This is a genomic window from Streptomyces sp. NPDC088747, assembly GCF_044751025.1.
In the GTDB taxonomy this organism is placed as follows: domain Bacteria; phylum Actinomycetota; class Actinomycetes; order Streptomycetales; family Streptomycetaceae; genus Streptomyces.
Genome location: NZ_JBIVKZ010000006.1, coordinates 466,511 through 482,202, shown reverse-complemented (window position 1 = coordinate 482,202; position 15,692 = coordinate 466,511). Strand labels below are relative to the sequence as shown.

Below are 15,692 nucleotides of genomic sequence, written 5' to 3'. Positions count from 1 at the left end.
GGGCCGTTGAACGAACAACGGCCCCCGAGCGCGGGACAGCAGCGGCCTCGGACCGGAGGGGACCGGTCCGAACACAGTCATCGCCTCCGTACCGCCGACCGCGTCGTACGGGGGACCTGAGGGGGACGAAGAAGGCATGGCCAATTTCTCGAAGTCGAACGTGCCGCAGTTCTCGGTCGACGTCTACCAGAACGAGTACCTGCCCGACGGCGCCCGCGAGGTCAACGCGATCGTCACGGTGAGCTCGACGGGCGGCGGCACCATCGGAAGCGCGGTCGCCGCGCCGCACCTGTACACCGCCGGGCAGGGCCCGGACGCGGCCGTGGCGATCATGGTCGACTGCTCGGGCTCGATGGACTACCCGCCGACCAAGATGCGCAACGCCCGCGACGCCACGGCCGCCGCGATCGACACGGTCCGCGACGGCGTGCACTTCGCGGTGATCGGCGGCACGCACGTCGCCAAGGAGGTCTATCCGGGCGCCGGCCGGCTCGCGGTGGCCGACGCGACCACCCGCGACCAGGCGAAGCAGGCCCTGCGCAAGCTGAGCGCCGGCGGCGGTACGGCGATCGGCACCTGGCTGCGCCTCGCCGACCGCCTGCTGTCCTCGGCGGACGTCTCGATCCGGCACGGCATCCTGCTCACCGACGGCCGCAACGAACACGAGTCGCCCGAGGACCTGAAGGCCGCCCTCGACTCGTGCACCGGACGCTTCACCTGTGACGCGCGGGGTGTCGGTACGGACTGGGAGGTCAAGGAGGTCACGAGCATCGCCTCGGCGATGCTGGGAACCGCCGACATCGTCGCCGACCCGGCCGCCCTCTCCGCCGACTTCACGCACATGATGGAGACGGCCATGGGCAAGGAGGTCGCGGACGTCGCCCTGCGGCTGTGGACACCCGTGGGCACGGAGATCAAGTTCGTCAAGCAGGTCGCCCCCACGGTCGAGGAGTTGACCGGCCGCCGCACCGAGGCGGGCCCGCGCGCCGGTGACTACCCCACCGGTTCCTGGGGCGACGAGTCGCGTGACTACCACGTGTGCGTGCAGGTCCCCTCGGCCGGCATCGGCCAGGAGATGCTGGCCGCCCGGGTCTCGCTGGTGATCCCGCAGAGCGACGGAAGCGCGCAGAACCTCGGCGCGCAGGGTCTCGTACGGGCGGTGTGGACCGACGACATGGCGGCTTCCACATCGATCAACCCGCAGGTCGCGCACTACACGGGTCAGGCGGAACTGGCACAAGTCATCCAACAGGGTTTGGACGCCCGCAAAGCGGGAGATGTCGACGGGGCAACAGCCAAGCTGGGCCGCGCCGTTCAGCTCGCCAGTTCCTCCGGCAACGCCGATACTGCGAAACTGCTTTCGAAGGTGGTGGACGTGGTCGACGCCGCGGCAGGTACTGTGCGATTGAAGGCAAGGGTCGAGGAAGCAGACGAAATGACCCTTGAGACACGGTCCACAAAGACTGTTCGTGTAAAGAAGTAAGCGAGCCCGGCTCCCCCAGGAGCCGGAGTAACCCGGCCGAACCGGCCGGAAAAGAGAGGGGGAAGCGCCGACATGCCGACCTGCCCGAACGGACACCAGTCGGGTTCCGACGACTGGTGCGAGGTCTGCGGTCACCGCATGGCCGGTGCCGTGCCCCCGCCCCCGCCCCCTCCCCCGCCGCCCGCGGCCGGGTACGGCTATCCGCAGCAGCCCGGCCAGGGCGGCCGTGGACATCTCTCGGCCGTGCCCGACGCCTCTCCCGAGCTCTGCCCGCAGTGCCGTACGCCCCGTGAGGGTGCCGCGCCGTTCTGCGAGGAGTGCCGGTGGAACTTCCTGACCAACACGGCGACCTCGTACACGCCCGCCGCGCCGCGCCCGCAGGCGCCCCTGCCGGGGAGTCCGGGCGGTCCCGGGGGCCCTGGCGGTCTCGGTGGTCCCGGCGGTCCCGGCAGTCCCGGCGGACAGAATCCGGCGCAGAGGTTCCAGCAGGGTCCTCCGACCGGCCCCGGCGGCGGTCAGGACCCGTTCGAGTACCAGAGCTCGCGGCCCTCGCAGGTGAACCGCCCCGCCGAACCGATTCCGCCGGGTCCCCCCGCCCCGTACAGCGGCGGCCCCTCGCCCTTCGGCGACCCCTCACGTCCGGCCCCGCCGCCCCCCGGACCCACACCCGGCGGCCCCGGCGCCCAGCAGGCCTTCACCCAGCAGCCGGCGGCGCCCGCGTACCCCCGGACCAACCAGCCGCCCCCCGGTCAGGGCTTCGGCGGTGACGACGACTGGGTGATCTCCCCGCCGTCGGCGGGCAGCCCCGGCGGCCCCGGCACGCAGGCGGGCCCCGGTGCGCCCCAGGGCGGCTACGGCTATCCGCAGCCGGGCGCCACCCAGGCCCCGCCCGGACCGGGCGGCCGGCCGCCGTACCAGCAGCAGCCGCTGTCCTGGACCGTGACGATCGGCCCCGACCGCGAGTACTTCATGGCGATGATGCAGCGCTCGGGCCCGGAGGCCGCGGGTCTGAACCTGCCCGCGTACTCGCCGGAGCAGCAGCGTCCGCTCACCGGCAACCAGATGACGATCGGGCGCCGTCGCCATTCCACCGGCGAGTCCCCCGACATCGACCTGTCGGTGCCCCCGGAGGACCCCGGCGTCTCGCACCAGCACGCGGTCCTGGTCCAGCAGCCGGACAGCAGCTGGGCGGTGGTCGACCAGAACTCGACGAACGGCACCACGGTCAACGGTGGCGAGGAGCCCATCCAGCCCTTCGTGCCGGTGCCGCTCCAGGACGGCGACCGGGTGCACGTGGGCGCCTGGACGACGATCACCGTCCGGCGGGGCTGACCGGGGACGTCACGGCAGCGGCCAGGCGTACGGCCCCCCGGGGTCGTCCAGCCACGCCCACACGTGCTCGCCGCTGACCGTGATCCCGTACCGCTCGCGCACCGGCCGCCCCTCGCGCTCCCACAGGGCGTACGCCTCCTGCGGCTCCAGGGTGCCCGCCGTCAGGGTCAGCAGGAAGCGGAACAGGTCGTCGCTCCTGACCCGGGGAGGCAGCCCGCCCAGATGCGGCGGCTCCTGCTCGGCCCGGCTGCCGCCGCCGCGCAACGGCACGAAGTAGGCGGCGGTGTGCAGGAAACGCCCCTCGGCGTGCCCGCCGTCCCGCACCCGCAGCGCGATCAGGCCGGTGGCCAGCGGCGCGAGGATCCGGGCGCCCGGGTTGCACTGGGGCAGCCAGCCGGGCGGGACCGTGGTCAGCGTGCAGGTGGCGATGATCCGGTCGAAGGGAGCGCGCTCGGGGACTCCGCGGGCGCCGTCGCCGGTGACGACGTGCGGACGGTGTCCGGCGGCGGCCAGGTGGCGGCGCGCGGACTCGGTGATCTCCGGATCGAGGTCGACCGTGGTCACCAGCGCGTCGCCGAGGCGGTGGGCGAGCAGAGCGGCGTTGTACCCGGTGCCGGCGCCGATCTCCAGCACGGCGTTCCCGTCCGCCACCGCCAGTTCGGTCAGCATCTTCGCCATCAGCGACGGCTGGCTGCTGGAGGAGAGCAGTTCGCCGTCCCGTACCCGGGTGGCCAGCGGCGCGTCCGCGTAGGCGCCGCGCAGCCACTGCTCACGGTTGCGCGGGTCGGGGTCCTCGCCCCACAGCCGCTCGAAGCCGCCGACGGCTCCGACGTAGTAGTACGGCACGAAGAGATGGCGCGGAACCGCCTCGAACGCCTCCCGCCAGACCGGATCGGCCTCCCAGGCCCCGCTGCCGTCGATCTCGCGCACCAGCGCCGCCCGCGCCGCCCTGGCGAGGTCGTCGGGTTCCTGGTCGAGAGCGTGCGCGCCCATACGTCCACTGTGCTGCGGGAGCGGCCGGGAAGCGAGTGGCGGACCGGCCTCGGTGGCTGGTCCTAGGCCTCGGGTCCTCGGTCACCCGGTCTGAGACCATGGACGGGTGAAAGAGATTCCGCGCGGCACGCTTCAGGAGCAGACCTTCTACGAGCAGGTCGGCGGGGAGGAGACCTTCCGCCGCCTCGTGCACCGTTTCTACGAGGGGGTCGCGGGGGATCCCGAGCTGCGGGCCATGTATCCCGAGGAGGACCTCGGTCCGGCCGAGGAGCGCTTCACGCTGTTCCTGATCCAGTACTGGGGCGGCCCGACGACGTACAGCGAGAACCGCGGCCACCCCCGGCTGCGGATGCGCCACGCGCCCTTCGCCGTCGACCAGGCCGCGCACGACGCCTGGCTGAGGCACATGCGCGTCGCCGTCGACGAGCTCGGCCTCTCCGAGGAGCACGAGCACACGCTGTGGAACTACCTGACGTACGCGGCGGCGTCGATGGTGAACACGGCCGGCTGACCGGCTGGCGGGGAGTTCAGCGGACGCTGACGTCCAGGGCGCCGAGTCCCGCCCGGCGTACGGCGATCGACCCGAACGGGGTGCGCAGCCGCAGCCACGCGCCGGACGAGTACAGCCCCAACGCGCTGTCGTCCCGGGCCTTTTGGGCTCCGGGGCGGAGGAATCCCAGGGACTGCGCGGCGTGCGCGGCCCGTACCGGCAGGCCGGTGTCGCCGACCGGCCGGGACCAGATCTCCCGCCCGATCCGGTCGAGTTCGGCACGGGTACGCCGTTCGACCGCCAACTCCTGCGTGCGGGACCGGAATTCCGTCACCGCCGCACTCACCATCGTCCGTACGGCGTCCGGTGCGGGCAGGCCCGGCTCCTGACGCCAGCCGCTGCGGGGCGGCAGCACCCCGGCCCACGGCGGGCCCGTGACGGCTCCGGGGACGGCCACGGTGGCGGCCGACTCGTCGATGGACTCCAGGAGTTCACCGGCGGAGACGGTCACGTCGAGCAGCACGTCGAGCCCGTTCTCGTACGGCTTGGTGAGGCGTGCCGTGCGGATGGCGAGGACCTCGAAGGACGGCGGGCGCCCGAAGACCGCGAGGGTGGTGCCGGACGCCTGGAGGCGTACGGCGGCGGCGCGGTCGTAGTGGATCAGCCGGGCGAGGAAGGCGGCGAGGTCCGCCGCCTCCCCCTCGTCGGCGAGGTGCAACAGGGCCGTCATGCGGCGACGGCCTCGTCCTTGTCGTCGCGGTACTCCGCGAGGAACTCCCGCTCCTCGGCGGTGAGACGGCGCGGGCGCTGGGCCTCGAAGTCGAACGGCACTATCACCGTCGAGGCCCGGACGTAGACCTGGTCCGGGTCCTTGACCTCGTAGGTGATGGTGAACGAGGCCGCCCGGATCTCCGTGATCCACAGCTCGATGTCCACCGGCGTGTGCCGGTGGACCAACTGCCGCTTGTAGTCGATCTCGTGGCGCGCCACCACCGACCCCTGCTTGAAGTCCTTCTCCGGGCGGAACAGGAAGTCGATGCGCGCCTCCTCCAGATAGCGGAGGAAGACCACGTTGTTGATGTGGCCGTACGCGTCCATGTCCGCCCAGCGCAGCGGGCAGTGGTAGATGTGCCGCAAGATCAGCCCCGGGTCAGCTTCTTGTAGGTGGCACGGTGCGGGCGTGCCGCGTCCGCTCCGAGCCGCTCGATCTTGTTCTTCTCGTACGACTCGAAGTTGCCCTCGAACCAGTACCACTTGGAGTCGCCCTCGTAGGCGAGGATGTGCGTCGCGACCCGGTCCAGGAACCAGCGGTCGTGGGAGATGACCACGGCCGCGCCGGGGAACTCGAGCAGCGCGTTCTCGAGCGAGGACAGGGTCTCCACGTCGAGGTCGTTGGTGGGCTCGTCGAGGAGCAGCAGGTTGCCGCCCTCCTTGAGGGTCAGCGCGAGGTTGAGGCGGTTGCGCTCACCACCGGAGAGCACACCGGCGGGCTTCTGCTGGTCCGGGCCCTTGAAGCCGAAGGCGGACACGTAGGCACGCGAAGGCATCTCGACCTGGCCGACGTTGATGTAGTCCAGCTCGTCGGAGACGACCGCCCACAGCGACTTCTTGGGGTCGATGTTGGCGCGGCTCTGGTCGACGTAGCTGATCTTGACGGTGTCGCCGACCTTGATGGCGCCGGAGTCCGGGGTCTCAAGGCCCTGGATCATCTTGAACAGCGTGGTCTTGCCGGCGCCGTTCGGGCCGATGACGCCCACGATGCCGTTGCGCGGCAGGGTGAAGGACAGGTCGTCGATGAGGACCTTGTCGCCGAACGCCTTCGAGAGGTTGTTGACCTCGACGACGATGGAGCCCAGACGCGGGCCCGGCGGGATCTGGATCTCCTCGAAGTCCAGCTTCCGCATCTTGTCGGCCTCGGCGGCCATCTCCTCGTAACGGGCCAGGCGCGCCTTGGACTTGGTCTGGCGGCCCTTGGCGTTGGACCGGACCCACTCCAGCTCTTCCTTGAGGCGCTTCTGCCGCTTCTCGTCCTTGCGGCCCTCGACCTTGAGGCGGGTGGACTTCTTGTCGAGGTACGTGGAGTAGTTGCCCTCGTAGGGGATCGCGCGGCCGCGGTCCAGTTCGAGGATCCACTCGGCGACGTTGTTCAGGAAGTACCGGTCGTGAGTGACGGCGACGACGGCGCCCGCGTACTTCGTGAGGTGCTGCTCCAGCCAGTTCACCGACTCGGCGTCGAGATGGTTGGTGGGCTCGTCGAGGAGGAGCAGGTCCGGGGCCTCGATCAGCAGCTTGCAGAGGGCGACGCGGCGCTTCTCGCCACCGGAGAGGTTGACGACCGGCCAGTCGCCGGGCGGGCAGCCCAGCGCGTCCATGGCCTGCTCCAGCTGGGCGTCGAGGTCCCACGCGTTGGAGTGGTCCAGGTCGTCCTGGAGCTTGCCCATCTCCTCCATGAGCGCGTCCGAGTAGTCGGTCGCCATCAGTTCGGCGACCTCGTTGAATCGGTTCAGCTTGCCCATGAGCTCCTTGGCGCCGTCCTGGACGTTCTCCAGCACCGTCTTGGTCTCGTCCAGCTCCGGCTCCTGCATGAGGATGCCGACGCTGAAACCGGGCGACAGGAACGCGTCACCGTTGGACGGCTGCTCCAGGCCCGCCATGATCTTGAGAACGGTGGACTTGCCGGCGCCGTTCGGCCCGACCACACCGATCTTCGCTCCGGGCAGGAAACTCAGGGTGACGTCATCAAGAATCACCTTGTCGCCGTGCGCTTTGCGCGTCTTGCGCATGGTGTAAATGAACTCAGCCAAGAGAAACCGTCCGGACGCTTGAAATCGGCAGTGGGCAGATACATCCCATCTTGCCTGACTGCCAGGCCCCGGGGGAAACGCGTATGGCGGAGAGGCCCTGACCAGGGGCGCAGTAGTCGACCTCGCGTCTCGTGACCGTCGTTGTCTGTCGTCGTTGGCCATCGTTGGCCAACCTCGGACGGCCCACAGACGGCCCAGGACAACGGCTCCGACCTGCCGCGATAGGGAACCCAGCGCACTTTCAGGGCCCGCTCCCGCACCTTTCCAACCTAGACAGGAACAGCATGAGCTTGGCCCACTACGCTGGTACGCACCACCTGAGAACGGAGAGTGCTCCACGGATGGGACCGAAGACGACGAAGGTCTACGAGACGCTGCGCGATCGGCTCGCTACGGGCGCGTACTCCCCCGGCGACAAGTTCCCCTCGGAACGGGCGCTCGTAGAAGAACTCGGCATCGGCCGTACCGCGCTGCGGCAGGTAATGGCCCGACTCGTCTCTGAGGGCGCCTTGGAGGTTCGGGGGCGGAGTTCGTACCGAGTCCCAGGTGCCGTGAGCGTCACGGCGCCTGCGGGGCTGGAACCTTGGCTCATCCATGGCGAGCGGGACATCTACGACAACCCATGGGTAAAGCTTCAGCTCTGGGACGTGGAGCCGCCGGGCATGGAGCGTTTCGAACATCATGTCGTGAGGCTGCATCGGGTCGCGATCACTGCGGTTCTGGACGATCAGGATCGCGTCCTGATGATGTGGCGATACCGCTTCGTTCCACAGCAGTGGGGTTGGGAGCTCCCCGGCGGGATTGTCGATGAAGGGGAAGAGCCGGCGGACACAGCTCTACGTGAGGTCGTGGAAGAGACGGGGTGGCGCCCGAAGTCCGTGGACCATGTCGTCACCTATCAGCCCATGGTCGGCATGGTCGACTCGCCTCACGAGATCTTTGTCGGGCACGGGGCTGATCAAGTCGGCCCCCCCACCGATCTGGAAGAAGCCGGGCACATCGAATGGGTGCCGTTGGCAGACATCCCGGGCCTGATGGCTCGCGGTGACCTGATGGGTTCCGGGACTCTCGTTGCCCTACTCCATATCCTTGCGAACCGAGGCAAGCAGGGGGTCACAACCTCGCGCTGAGAAGGTCGACACGGCGGCGCTGTCGTACCGAACCGGTGCGGCTCGCCAACAGCCGCGCCTGCCTCAGGTGAATATGAGCGTCGTCGTACTCGGCTCGCGCCAAGTGAGCCTGTACGAGGTCTGCGTGCAGTCCTGCTTGGGCTCGGACAAAGGTCGGGTCCATCACGTCCAGCGCGTCATACAGGCTGGTCACCGCATCACCGTCACCAAGCAGGGCGAGCACATTGCCGTGCCACCGGGCCAGATGGGCGCCATTCAAGAAGATGCTCAGCATGTCGGGGTCTCGATCCTCCGAGCCGGGCGGAATGGTCGCCATGGCCGCTTCGAGGGCACGCCGGCAGTCGTCGGGCATTCCCGCGTGAGCACACAACTCCGCTTCAGCCGCGTACAGCCACGCTCGAAGACGGGGGGATCCAGCTTGACCAAGGGTGCGTTGGGCGTCGCGGACCAGGGCGACACCGAGCGCCGGCCTCCCTGCCTCGCACAGCACATACGCCTGCTCTGCCATCGCGTGCGCGAGATACATCGGGGCCTCAGCGTCGCGAGCGGCTCGCTTAGCGAGTTCGTAGTGTCGCCACGCCCTTTCGACCGCCCCGGAGTCGATCGCCTGCCACGCTGCGAGGGTGGACGCGCCGGCGAGAGCGAGCGCCACGGGTCGCCGGGCATTGGGGAGGACCGCGAAGTTCAGCGCGTCTTCGAGGGCACCGAGATGCCCCGTCATCTGGTCCACGAGACTGGAAGCGCCCATTTGTCGGTCCATGGTCCGCAGTAGCTCGGTCTGCGTCTCGAACGTTTTCACCATGGACTGGCTGACGCTACTGGCCGAATCGATCCTGCTCAGCAGTTCCTCGTACCCGTCGGCCACCGACGGGCTAGGCGTGGACGGACCACCCCTCAACTCTGCGTCCGTGACGCCCATGAGCTGTCGCAGGATCGCAGCGTAGCGGTCCGAGATGTTGCGCTTGCCGTTCTCCCACTCGGACACGTACACGCGCAAACTCGCGGTCTGCGGAACGTCCGTGACGTGATGCCGGGCGTACTGCTCGATCTCGCGAACCAGTCGTTCCTGAGACCAGCCTCGCGCCTTTCGCGCGCTCCGCAGTCCTGCACTCACGGCCACCGTCCGGCGATAGGTCCACTCACTGACCTTGCCAGCATGCCTCACATCGGCGCAGGTCAACAGGGGTTAACAGGACGGGAGTTAAGGCCTGTTGGCTACCGACTCCCCCTCCCAAACGGGTCTTCTAGAGATGCACCGAGGCGAGCAGTCGCCGCCCGAACAGGCAAAGACCCTTGACTCTGGTGCGCACCAGATGGTTACCTACTGGTGCGCACCAGATGATGGAGTCACCTCCGATTCGCGGTGCGCAAAGGGCCCCGCGAGGGGTCATGAGGCCCCGTTTCGGCGGGGGCGAGGGACCCGGACCCCTTGGCAGTCCGGAGGGCTTAGACCGAAAGGTCACGTCTCCATACGCCTTCGCCGGGCTACCGCTCTACCTGACACGGGAGCGGCCCCGAAGGAGACATCTGCATAACCACAACTTCCGCAGCTCACCTGCTGTGGCCGGTTGCCTCCGCTGCTCGTCTCGTACGAGCAGCGCTGAGGGGAGCCGGATCTACCGACTTCAACGGCGCGCGGCCCCGGAGTTGCACCTCCGGGACCGCTGTTCGGGCCGTTCACCTTGCAGGGAGAACACGACCCATGAACCACATCGTCACTGTTCAGGATGCTGTTACCGCGTTCGCCGACTTCATGGAGCCGACGGCCGCTGAGCTGGACGCGATCGACCGCGAGATGCCCGTCATCCGAGCGGACATCGACCTGTTGGACGCGCAGATCATCATGCTGGACCGCGCGCCGACGGAGCTGGACACGCGGCGTGTCCGCCGGGCCCACCGCCGCGTGCTGGCGGCCCGCCGCTCCCTGGCGAACACGGCCGCTCCGGTCCTCCCGGAGGTGCGGGCATGAACCTGAACCGCAAGGGCAAAGCCCTCCTGGTCCTGGCCCTGGTCGCGGTCGTCGGCATGGCGTTCCGGGTCTCCTGGAACGCGCTGCGGGACGTGGCCGGCGCGATCGGCGCGGACAGTACGGCCGCGACGCTCTACCCGTTCGTCGTCGACGGCCTGATGGCCCTGGCCCTGATCGCCGCCCTGGTTCTGACGGGCAAGGACCGGAAGTTCGCGCTGCGAGTGCTGGGCACCTACACGCTCGCCTCGCTGGTCCTCAACTACGTCCACGGACTCGTACCCGCCCTGCACGGCGCGTCGGCCGACTGGGGTCGCCTCGCCGACTGGGACCCCGCCAACTACGCGTTGGTCCTGCTCGCGACGTCGCTTCCGGTCGGGTCGATCTACTTCGGCTCCGATCTGGTCGCCAAGGTGCTGCACCACCGCCCCGCCCCGATTCCGGCCCCGATCACGAATGCGGAGGAATCTACCGAGAACGTGAGGAATCAGTCTACGGCTGACCTCGCAGTATCGACTCCCGCACCGATCACCGTCGCTCCGCTGCGGATGCCCGATCCGGTCGCAGTCGACTTCCTGAAGTCGGCTCTCCCGTTCAAGCCGGTACGGGCCATCGCACCGACCCCGGTCAAGACGATCGCGAAGCGCACGGTCGCTGCTACGTCGACCCCACCGCGTCGGGCCACCGGCACCGTTCCCACCGCCGCCCGATCGGCGCGGCCGAAGCGGACCCCGGCTCAACTGCTCGATGAGGCGCGCACCGTGACGGCCGCTTGGCCGGCCGCGAACGTGACCGCTGAGGGCATCCGCCGCGAGGTCCGCACCTCGCCGGCCAACGCCCGGATGCTGCGTGACACCCTGCTCGCCGAACGCGCCACCACCACCCCGTGATGGGCCGCTCGTACGGCAAGTGCTTCGACCCCAACGGCGCCCGCTACGGCATCCCCACCTTCCCCTGGCGGATGGCACCCGACGGCATGGTCACGCGCCGCCAGTTACGGGCGCGTGGCCTGCGACCGGGAGGACAGCCCATCGCCGCACAGGTCCTGCGCCCGCGCTACCGGCGCGGCCCGCTGGTCGCCTACCTCTACCGCCTCGACCACGCGAAGCCGGTTCGTCCGATGACGCCGGCGAAACGAGCAGCGCTCGACAAGGCCAACCTGGCTCGCCGCACCTGCCCGCAGTGCCGGACGGATGCCGGATACGTCATCCCCGCCTCGCTCGGCACCTGCGTTCCCTGCGCCTACCCCAACTGACCTGGAGGGAGGACCTGATGGACCGTCGCGACCCGCCGGGGATCATCGCCCCGCACATTCCCGCCGACGCCTACCGCCGCGCACAAGCCACCGGGCAGCCCGTCGTCATCGTCGTCCACACCACCGACCAGCACGGGCGCCCGCTGGGCCACTACCTGGTACCGCTGGTCATCGCGGGCGCGAGCGTCATGGGCTGCTGGGGACTGGTCGCCGCACTGTGCGCGCTGCTTGACGCCGCCGCGCACACGGTCACCGTCATCGCCCAGACCGCCGGGCCCCTGAGTGTCGGCGGCATCACCTTCCGCCTCGCCCGCCCCAAGCGCTGACCCGGCGCCCCGCACCCCCCGCCTACGGCTCCGCTCGCCCCGCAACGGGACGGAAGCCGTAGGCGGCCCCCAGGGCGCCTGACCCCCTTTCGCTGTGGGTGCAGACCCCCCGGGCCGCGAACGGCCTCTCAGGGCGCCACAGGGGCGCTGCGTGACGGCATTTTCGACGCCTCTACGCGCGCGTGCGCGTAGAGGCCCCCTCCCCGGAACGGCGCAACTCTGCAACTCCGCAGGTCACAGGCGGTTGCAGGGGCTCAACCAGCGATGCCGACGCAACCGGCACCGCCAACCATCCCAAAACGGACGGGCCGGTGACGCCACGCGACGGCGCACCGGCCCTCATCCACGTGTCTTAGGAGGACTCTTCGTGGACTGGAAGCAAGCATGGACGACCACCGCCACAACGACCAACACCGCGTTGGACGCGCTCGCACCGATGTGCGCACCGTTCGCCGCACGGTGGGACAGGGAAGCGGAGCGCCGCACGCAGTTGCGGACTCCGGAGAACCTGAAGGCGCTCATGGCGGCGCAGCGGGAGCACAACTCCGCTCGTTCTACTGCCGCGATGGCACGGAACCAGCGCAGTGCGGCGCGCAAGGCGTCCAGCAACCCGCTGTCCGCGAACCGCCGGGCCGCGCGCACGGCGGACAAAGCCGCACGGCAGCACCACAGTCAGGCGCGCGCGGTGATGAAGGTGGCGCGGAAGAACTACCCCGCCACCCTCGCGGCCCGCTGCGTGCAGACCCACGCCGCACACGCGGTACCCGGCGGACTGGCCACCTGGCTCATGTCGGAAGCCACCAACGCGCTCACCCTGTGGCCGGCGTCCGTGTCCGCCGGACTGATCGGACTGAACGCGGCAGGTCTGTGGCTGGGCCGTCGTCAGCCGTCGATGCGGCTCGATGACGGGATGACCGCAGAGGAACGGCGTCTCGCATCCAGGCTGGACCCGTCGTTCTGGGTCCAGAACGCCGATGCCCGCGGCTTGTCCGGCACCGTGCCCACCCCCGCCAAGCTCACCCCCGCCGGACTCATCTCGCACGTGCGCTTGGACGGCCGGTGGACACCGAAGACGTTCCGCGCCAAGGCGGATGAGATCAGGGCCCTGCTCGGGGCACGAAGTGACCTGCGCATGGAGATCACCTCCGGCAGTCACGGCGACCGCGCCACCATCACCCTGCGGACCCGCAGCGCAGCCGACGGCATCGACCTTTCCGGCTGGAAGCCGGGCGAGCCCTGGGGAGTCGACACCATCACGGGCGAGCCCATCATGGTCCCGCTCGGACGCCGGATGCTGATCGCGGGCACCTCCGGGTCGGGCAAGAGCTGGTCGACCCGCGCTCTCCTCGCCGAGGCGTCCGAAGCCTCGGACCACCGCCTGGTGGTCATCGACCCGAAGCGGGTCGAGGCGATCAACTGGGAGCACCGCGCCCGCACCGCCATCGCGATCGAAGACGTCCTGGACGTCACCGACGAACTGGTCATCGAGATGCACGAGCGCCTCGCCCTGGTCCCCCGTGGCCGGGACACCATCGAGATCTCCCAAGAGCGGCCCCGCATCACAGTGTTCGTGGACGAGGGAGCCGAAGTCATCACCATGGCCCGCAAGAAGCGGGCCAAGGGCAGCGACGGCGAGCCGGGCGATCCCGACTGGTCACAGATCATGGAGAACCTCGGCACGCTCGCCCGCATGGCGCGGGCAGCCGAAATCATCCTGATATGGGCCACCCAGAAGCCCACCATGGACGCCAAGGGCGGCATCGACCCGCAGATCAGCGCGCAGATCACCTACCGGGCCGCGCTCGCACTGTCCACCTCCGGTGAGTCCCGCGTCGTCTTCGGTGAGGACGCCACCGAGAAGGGCTGGCACGCACACGAACTGCCCATGCCCGGCGTCGCGATGCTGCGATCCGGCCCGAAGGCCAAACCCCACCCGATCAACACCCGAGCATTCTCCCCCGCCGATGTGATCGCCCTTCCCGAGCGGCCCATCTGGAAGCGCGGAACGTCCCGGACTGCCGTGAGCCCTCTCCACCTGGTCAAGGAGGACACCTCACCGGCAGCCGCCGGGGCAGAGACGAATCGTGCCCGGGTCCTGCGGGCCGTGCACGAGGGGGCCCGCACGCTGCGGGACATCACCGACCGGACCGGAATCAACAAGGGATCCGTCTCCCGCGAGGTCAAGACCCTTATGACCTCGGGAGCCCTCCGCAAGAGCGACGACGGCATGGTCCTGCCCGGCCAGGAAGCGGCCTGAGCACTCCCGCCCGACCGAACGACAACGGCGGCCCCCTTCCGCCAAGAACCGGGGCCGCCGCCAATCCAGCGCTGTGCTAGAGAACTGGAGACCTCCAGCATGACCCAACCCACTGACATCCGGCGAGTAGGCGGCTTAAGGCCGCGCGTGCTGGACGTGTTCTCGTGTGCCGGGGGTGCCGGGATCGGCTACCACCGGGCGGGGTTCGACGTGGACGGCTGCGACATCGCCGACCGACCGAACTACCCCTTCCCCTACCACCGAGGCGACGCGCTCGACTACCTCGCCCACCTCATCGCCACCGGCGAGATCTACCGGTACACGTTCGTCCACGCCTCCCCGCCCTGCCAGGACAAGTGCACGCTGACCGTGGGCACGAACGCCTCGCAGGGATGGGGCGGCACCCACGTGGACCTGGTCGCCCCGACGCGCGCCCTGCTCGAACGGACGGGTCTGCCGTACGTCATCGAGCAGCCCAACGGACGCGCGGAGATCCGCAAAGACCTGACCCTGTGCGGCGAGATGTTCGGCCTCGGAGTCATCCGGCACCGCAACTTCGAGTTGGGCGGCTGGACGGCCGAACGGCCGTCACACGTGCCGCACCGGGGCCGCGTACGCGGCTACCGCCACGGCCGCTTCTACGACGGCCCCTACGTCGCCGCGTACGGCAACGGCGGCGGCAAGCCGTCCATTCCGGAGCTGCAAGCGGCGATGGGCATCGACTGGACGGACGTCCGCGAGGAACTCACCGAAGCCATCCCGCCTGCCTACAGCGAGTGGATCGGCCGTGCGTTCCTCACCTCCAGCGTTGTGGGGGTGGCGGCGTGAGGGACCACCTGAGCACCGCGCTGTACCTGGCTGAAGCCGGGGTGCCGCCGCTGCCGCTACGGGCAGGGAAGTTGCCCTTCGGCAACTGCTCGGCCTGCGCCAAGAACGCGTGCGGTGGCCGGCCGAACATGAAGACCCCCGGCCCCTGCACCTGCCCGAACCCGTGCCACGGCTGGGCCGCCGCCACCACCGACCCCGGCGTCATCAACTCGCCCACGTGGGCGCGGGCTTGGCGCGAGGCGGCGGCGGTGGCCTACCACCCCGGGGGCGCCGACCTCACCGTCGTCGACCTCGACAACCCGGAAGCCATCGCATGGGCCCGCGCGAGCCTGCCCGCCACACGCACCGTGCCAACGACTCGGGGTGAGCACTGGCTCTACCTAGGCGCGATGCAGGGCGCCAACAGCGTACGGCCCGGCGTCGACATCAAGTCGACCATGGCCTACGCCCGATGGCTCGGTCCCGGCACCGGCACCATGGCGGCGCTCCCGGACGTCGTGCGGGCGCTGACCGTGAAGGAGCCGACCCCCCGTCCGTCGTCCGTCACGGTGCCCGCACTGGCTGGCGGCGGCGAGTGTCCGCACCGCACGCCGACCTACCTGGACCGTGGAATTGCCATGGCGGAACACCGCATCACCGTAGCCCGTGCGGCGGTGCACGCCACCGTCTACCGGACGTTCCTCGCGGTCCTGTCCACGCACGGCCGGTGCGGCTGCCTCACCGAGGCGCACACCGCGCGCCTGTTCACCGCCGCGCAAGCCAAGGGCGAAACCGTCCGGCACTGCACCGACGCGTGGACCAACGCCCTCACCACGTTGGGACTGTGAC

General features: G+C 69.7%; 16 protein-coding genes. 11 read left to right on the top strand and 5 right to left on the bottom strand.

What is annotated here, in order from left to right; all coding sequences use genetic code 11:
- Window positions 1-136 precede the first annotated feature (136 nt).
- The gene (locus ACIP79_RS17860) at window positions 137-1,483 is read left to right on the top strand and encodes a VWA domain-containing protein (RefSeq protein ID WP_401224194.1); all 1,347 of its coding nucleotides are present in this window, start codon (window positions 137-139) and stop codon (window positions 1,481-1,483) included.
- A gap of 72 nt (window positions 1,484-1,555) precedes the next feature.
- Window positions 1,556-2,815, top strand: coding sequence for an FHA domain-containing protein (locus ACIP79_RS17855; protein ID WP_401224193.1), 1,260 nt, complete (start codon window positions 1,556-1,558; stop codon window positions 2,813-2,815).
- 9 nt (window positions 2,816-2,824) lie between these two features.
- On the opposite strand, the gene ACIP79_RS17850 is transcribed toward ACIP79_RS17855, so the two are convergent.
- Complete coding sequence (locus ACIP79_RS17850; RefSeq protein WP_401224191.1) at window positions 2,825-3,808, bottom strand: methyltransferase domain-containing protein; 984 nt, start codon at window positions 3,806-3,808, stop codon at window positions 2,825-2,827.
- Window positions 3,809-3,914: 106 nt separating this feature from the next.
- On the opposite strand from ACIP79_RS17850, the gene ACIP79_RS17845 reads away from it, so the two are divergent.
- A complete protein-coding gene (locus ACIP79_RS17845) occupies window positions 3,915-4,319 on the top strand; it encodes a globin (RefSeq protein WP_383682344.1) in 405 nt (134 codons plus the stop codon).
- Between the two features lie 16 nt (window positions 4,320-4,335).
- Here ACIP79_RS17845 and ACIP79_RS17840 read toward each other — a convergent pair whose 3' ends face one another.
- The 3 genes from ACIP79_RS17840 to ettA are packed head-to-tail and all read right to left on the bottom strand — an operon-like array spanning window position 4,336 to window position 7,102.
- Window positions 4,336-5,028 carry a hypothetical protein gene (locus ACIP79_RS17840; RefSeq protein ID WP_401224189.1) on the bottom strand — a complete coding sequence of 231 codons (693 nt, stop codon included), beginning with the start codon at window positions 5,026-5,028 and terminating at the stop codon, window positions 4,336-4,338.
- Window positions 5,025-5,435, bottom strand: coding sequence for an acyl-CoA thioesterase (locus tag ACIP79_RS17835; protein ID WP_383682341.1), 411 nt, complete (start codon window positions 5,433-5,435; stop codon window positions 5,025-5,027). The genes ACIP79_RS17840 and ACIP79_RS17835 overlap by 4 nt, the downstream gene beginning before the upstream one ends.
- Window positions 5,436-5,437: 2 nt before the next feature.
- Entirely contained in the window at window positions 5,438-7,102 is a 1,665-nt protein-coding gene (ettA, locus tag ACIP79_RS17830; RefSeq protein ID WP_401224187.1) for an energy-dependent translational throttle protein EttA, read from the bottom strand.
- Window positions 7,103-7,443: 341 nt separating this feature from the next.
- On the opposite strand from ettA, the gene ACIP79_RS17825 reads away from it, so the two are divergent.
- Window positions 7,444-8,232 (top strand): NUDIX domain-containing protein, encoded by a 789-nt coding sequence (locus tag ACIP79_RS17825; protein ID WP_401224186.1) that lies wholly within the window; start codon window positions 7,444-7,446, stop codon window positions 8,230-8,232.
- Here ACIP79_RS17825 and ACIP79_RS17820 read toward each other — a convergent pair.
- Window positions 8,216-9,223 carry an XRE family transcriptional regulator gene (locus tag ACIP79_RS17820; protein ID WP_401224304.1) on the bottom strand — a complete coding sequence of 336 codons (1,008 nt, stop codon included), beginning with the start codon at window positions 9,221-9,223 and terminating at the stop codon, window positions 8,216-8,218. The genes ACIP79_RS17825 and ACIP79_RS17820 overlap by 17 nt on opposite strands.
- A 711-nt stretch (window positions 9,224-9,934) precedes the next feature.
- Here ACIP79_RS17820 and ACIP79_RS17815 point away from each other — a divergent pair.
- The 7 genes from ACIP79_RS17815 (at window position 9,935) to ACIP79_RS17785 (ending at window position 15,691) form a co-directional block, all read left to right on the top strand.
- On the top strand, window positions 9,935-10,201 hold the full coding sequence (locus ACIP79_RS17815) for a DUF6284 family protein (RefSeq protein WP_401224184.1): 267 nt from the start codon (window positions 9,935-9,937) through the stop codon (window positions 10,199-10,201).
- Entirely contained in the window at window positions 10,198-11,088 is an 891-nt protein-coding gene (locus ACIP79_RS17810) for a DUF2637 domain-containing protein (RefSeq protein ID WP_401224183.1), read from the top strand. Before ACIP79_RS17815 ends, ACIP79_RS17810 begins: the two co-directional genes overlap by 4 nt.
- Window positions 11,088-11,453: an RRQRL motif-containing zinc-binding protein gene (locus tag ACIP79_RS17805; RefSeq protein WP_401224180.1), complete on the top strand. Its 366-nt coding sequence runs from the start codon at window positions 11,088-11,090 to the stop codon at window positions 11,451-11,453. The genes ACIP79_RS17810 and ACIP79_RS17805 overlap by 1 nt, the downstream gene beginning before the upstream one ends.
- A 17-nt stretch (window positions 11,454-11,470) precedes the next feature.
- The gene (locus ACIP79_RS17800; protein WP_401224178.1) at window positions 11,471-11,779 is read left to right on the top strand and encodes a hypothetical protein; all 309 of its coding nucleotides are present in this window, start codon (window positions 11,471-11,473) and stop codon (window positions 11,777-11,779) included.
- A 367-nt stretch (window positions 11,780-12,146) separates the two neighbouring features.
- On the top strand, window positions 12,147-14,036 hold the full coding sequence (locus ACIP79_RS17795) for an FtsK/SpoIIIE domain-containing protein (protein ID WP_401224176.1): 1,890 nt from the start codon (window positions 12,147-12,149) through the stop codon (window positions 14,034-14,036).
- Between the two features lie 99 nt (window positions 14,037-14,135).
- Window positions 14,136-14,864: a DNA methylase gene (locus ACIP79_RS17790; RefSeq protein WP_401224175.1), complete on the top strand. Its 729-nt coding sequence runs from the start codon at window positions 14,136-14,138 to the stop codon at window positions 14,862-14,864.
- The gene (locus ACIP79_RS17785; RefSeq protein ID WP_401224173.1) at window positions 14,861-15,691 is read left to right on the top strand and encodes a DNA primase; all 831 of its coding nucleotides are present in this window, start codon (window positions 14,861-14,863) and stop codon (window positions 15,689-15,691) included. The genes ACIP79_RS17790 and ACIP79_RS17785 overlap by 4 nt, the downstream gene beginning before the upstream one ends.
- The last annotated feature ends 1 nt before the right edge of the window (window position 15,692 follow it).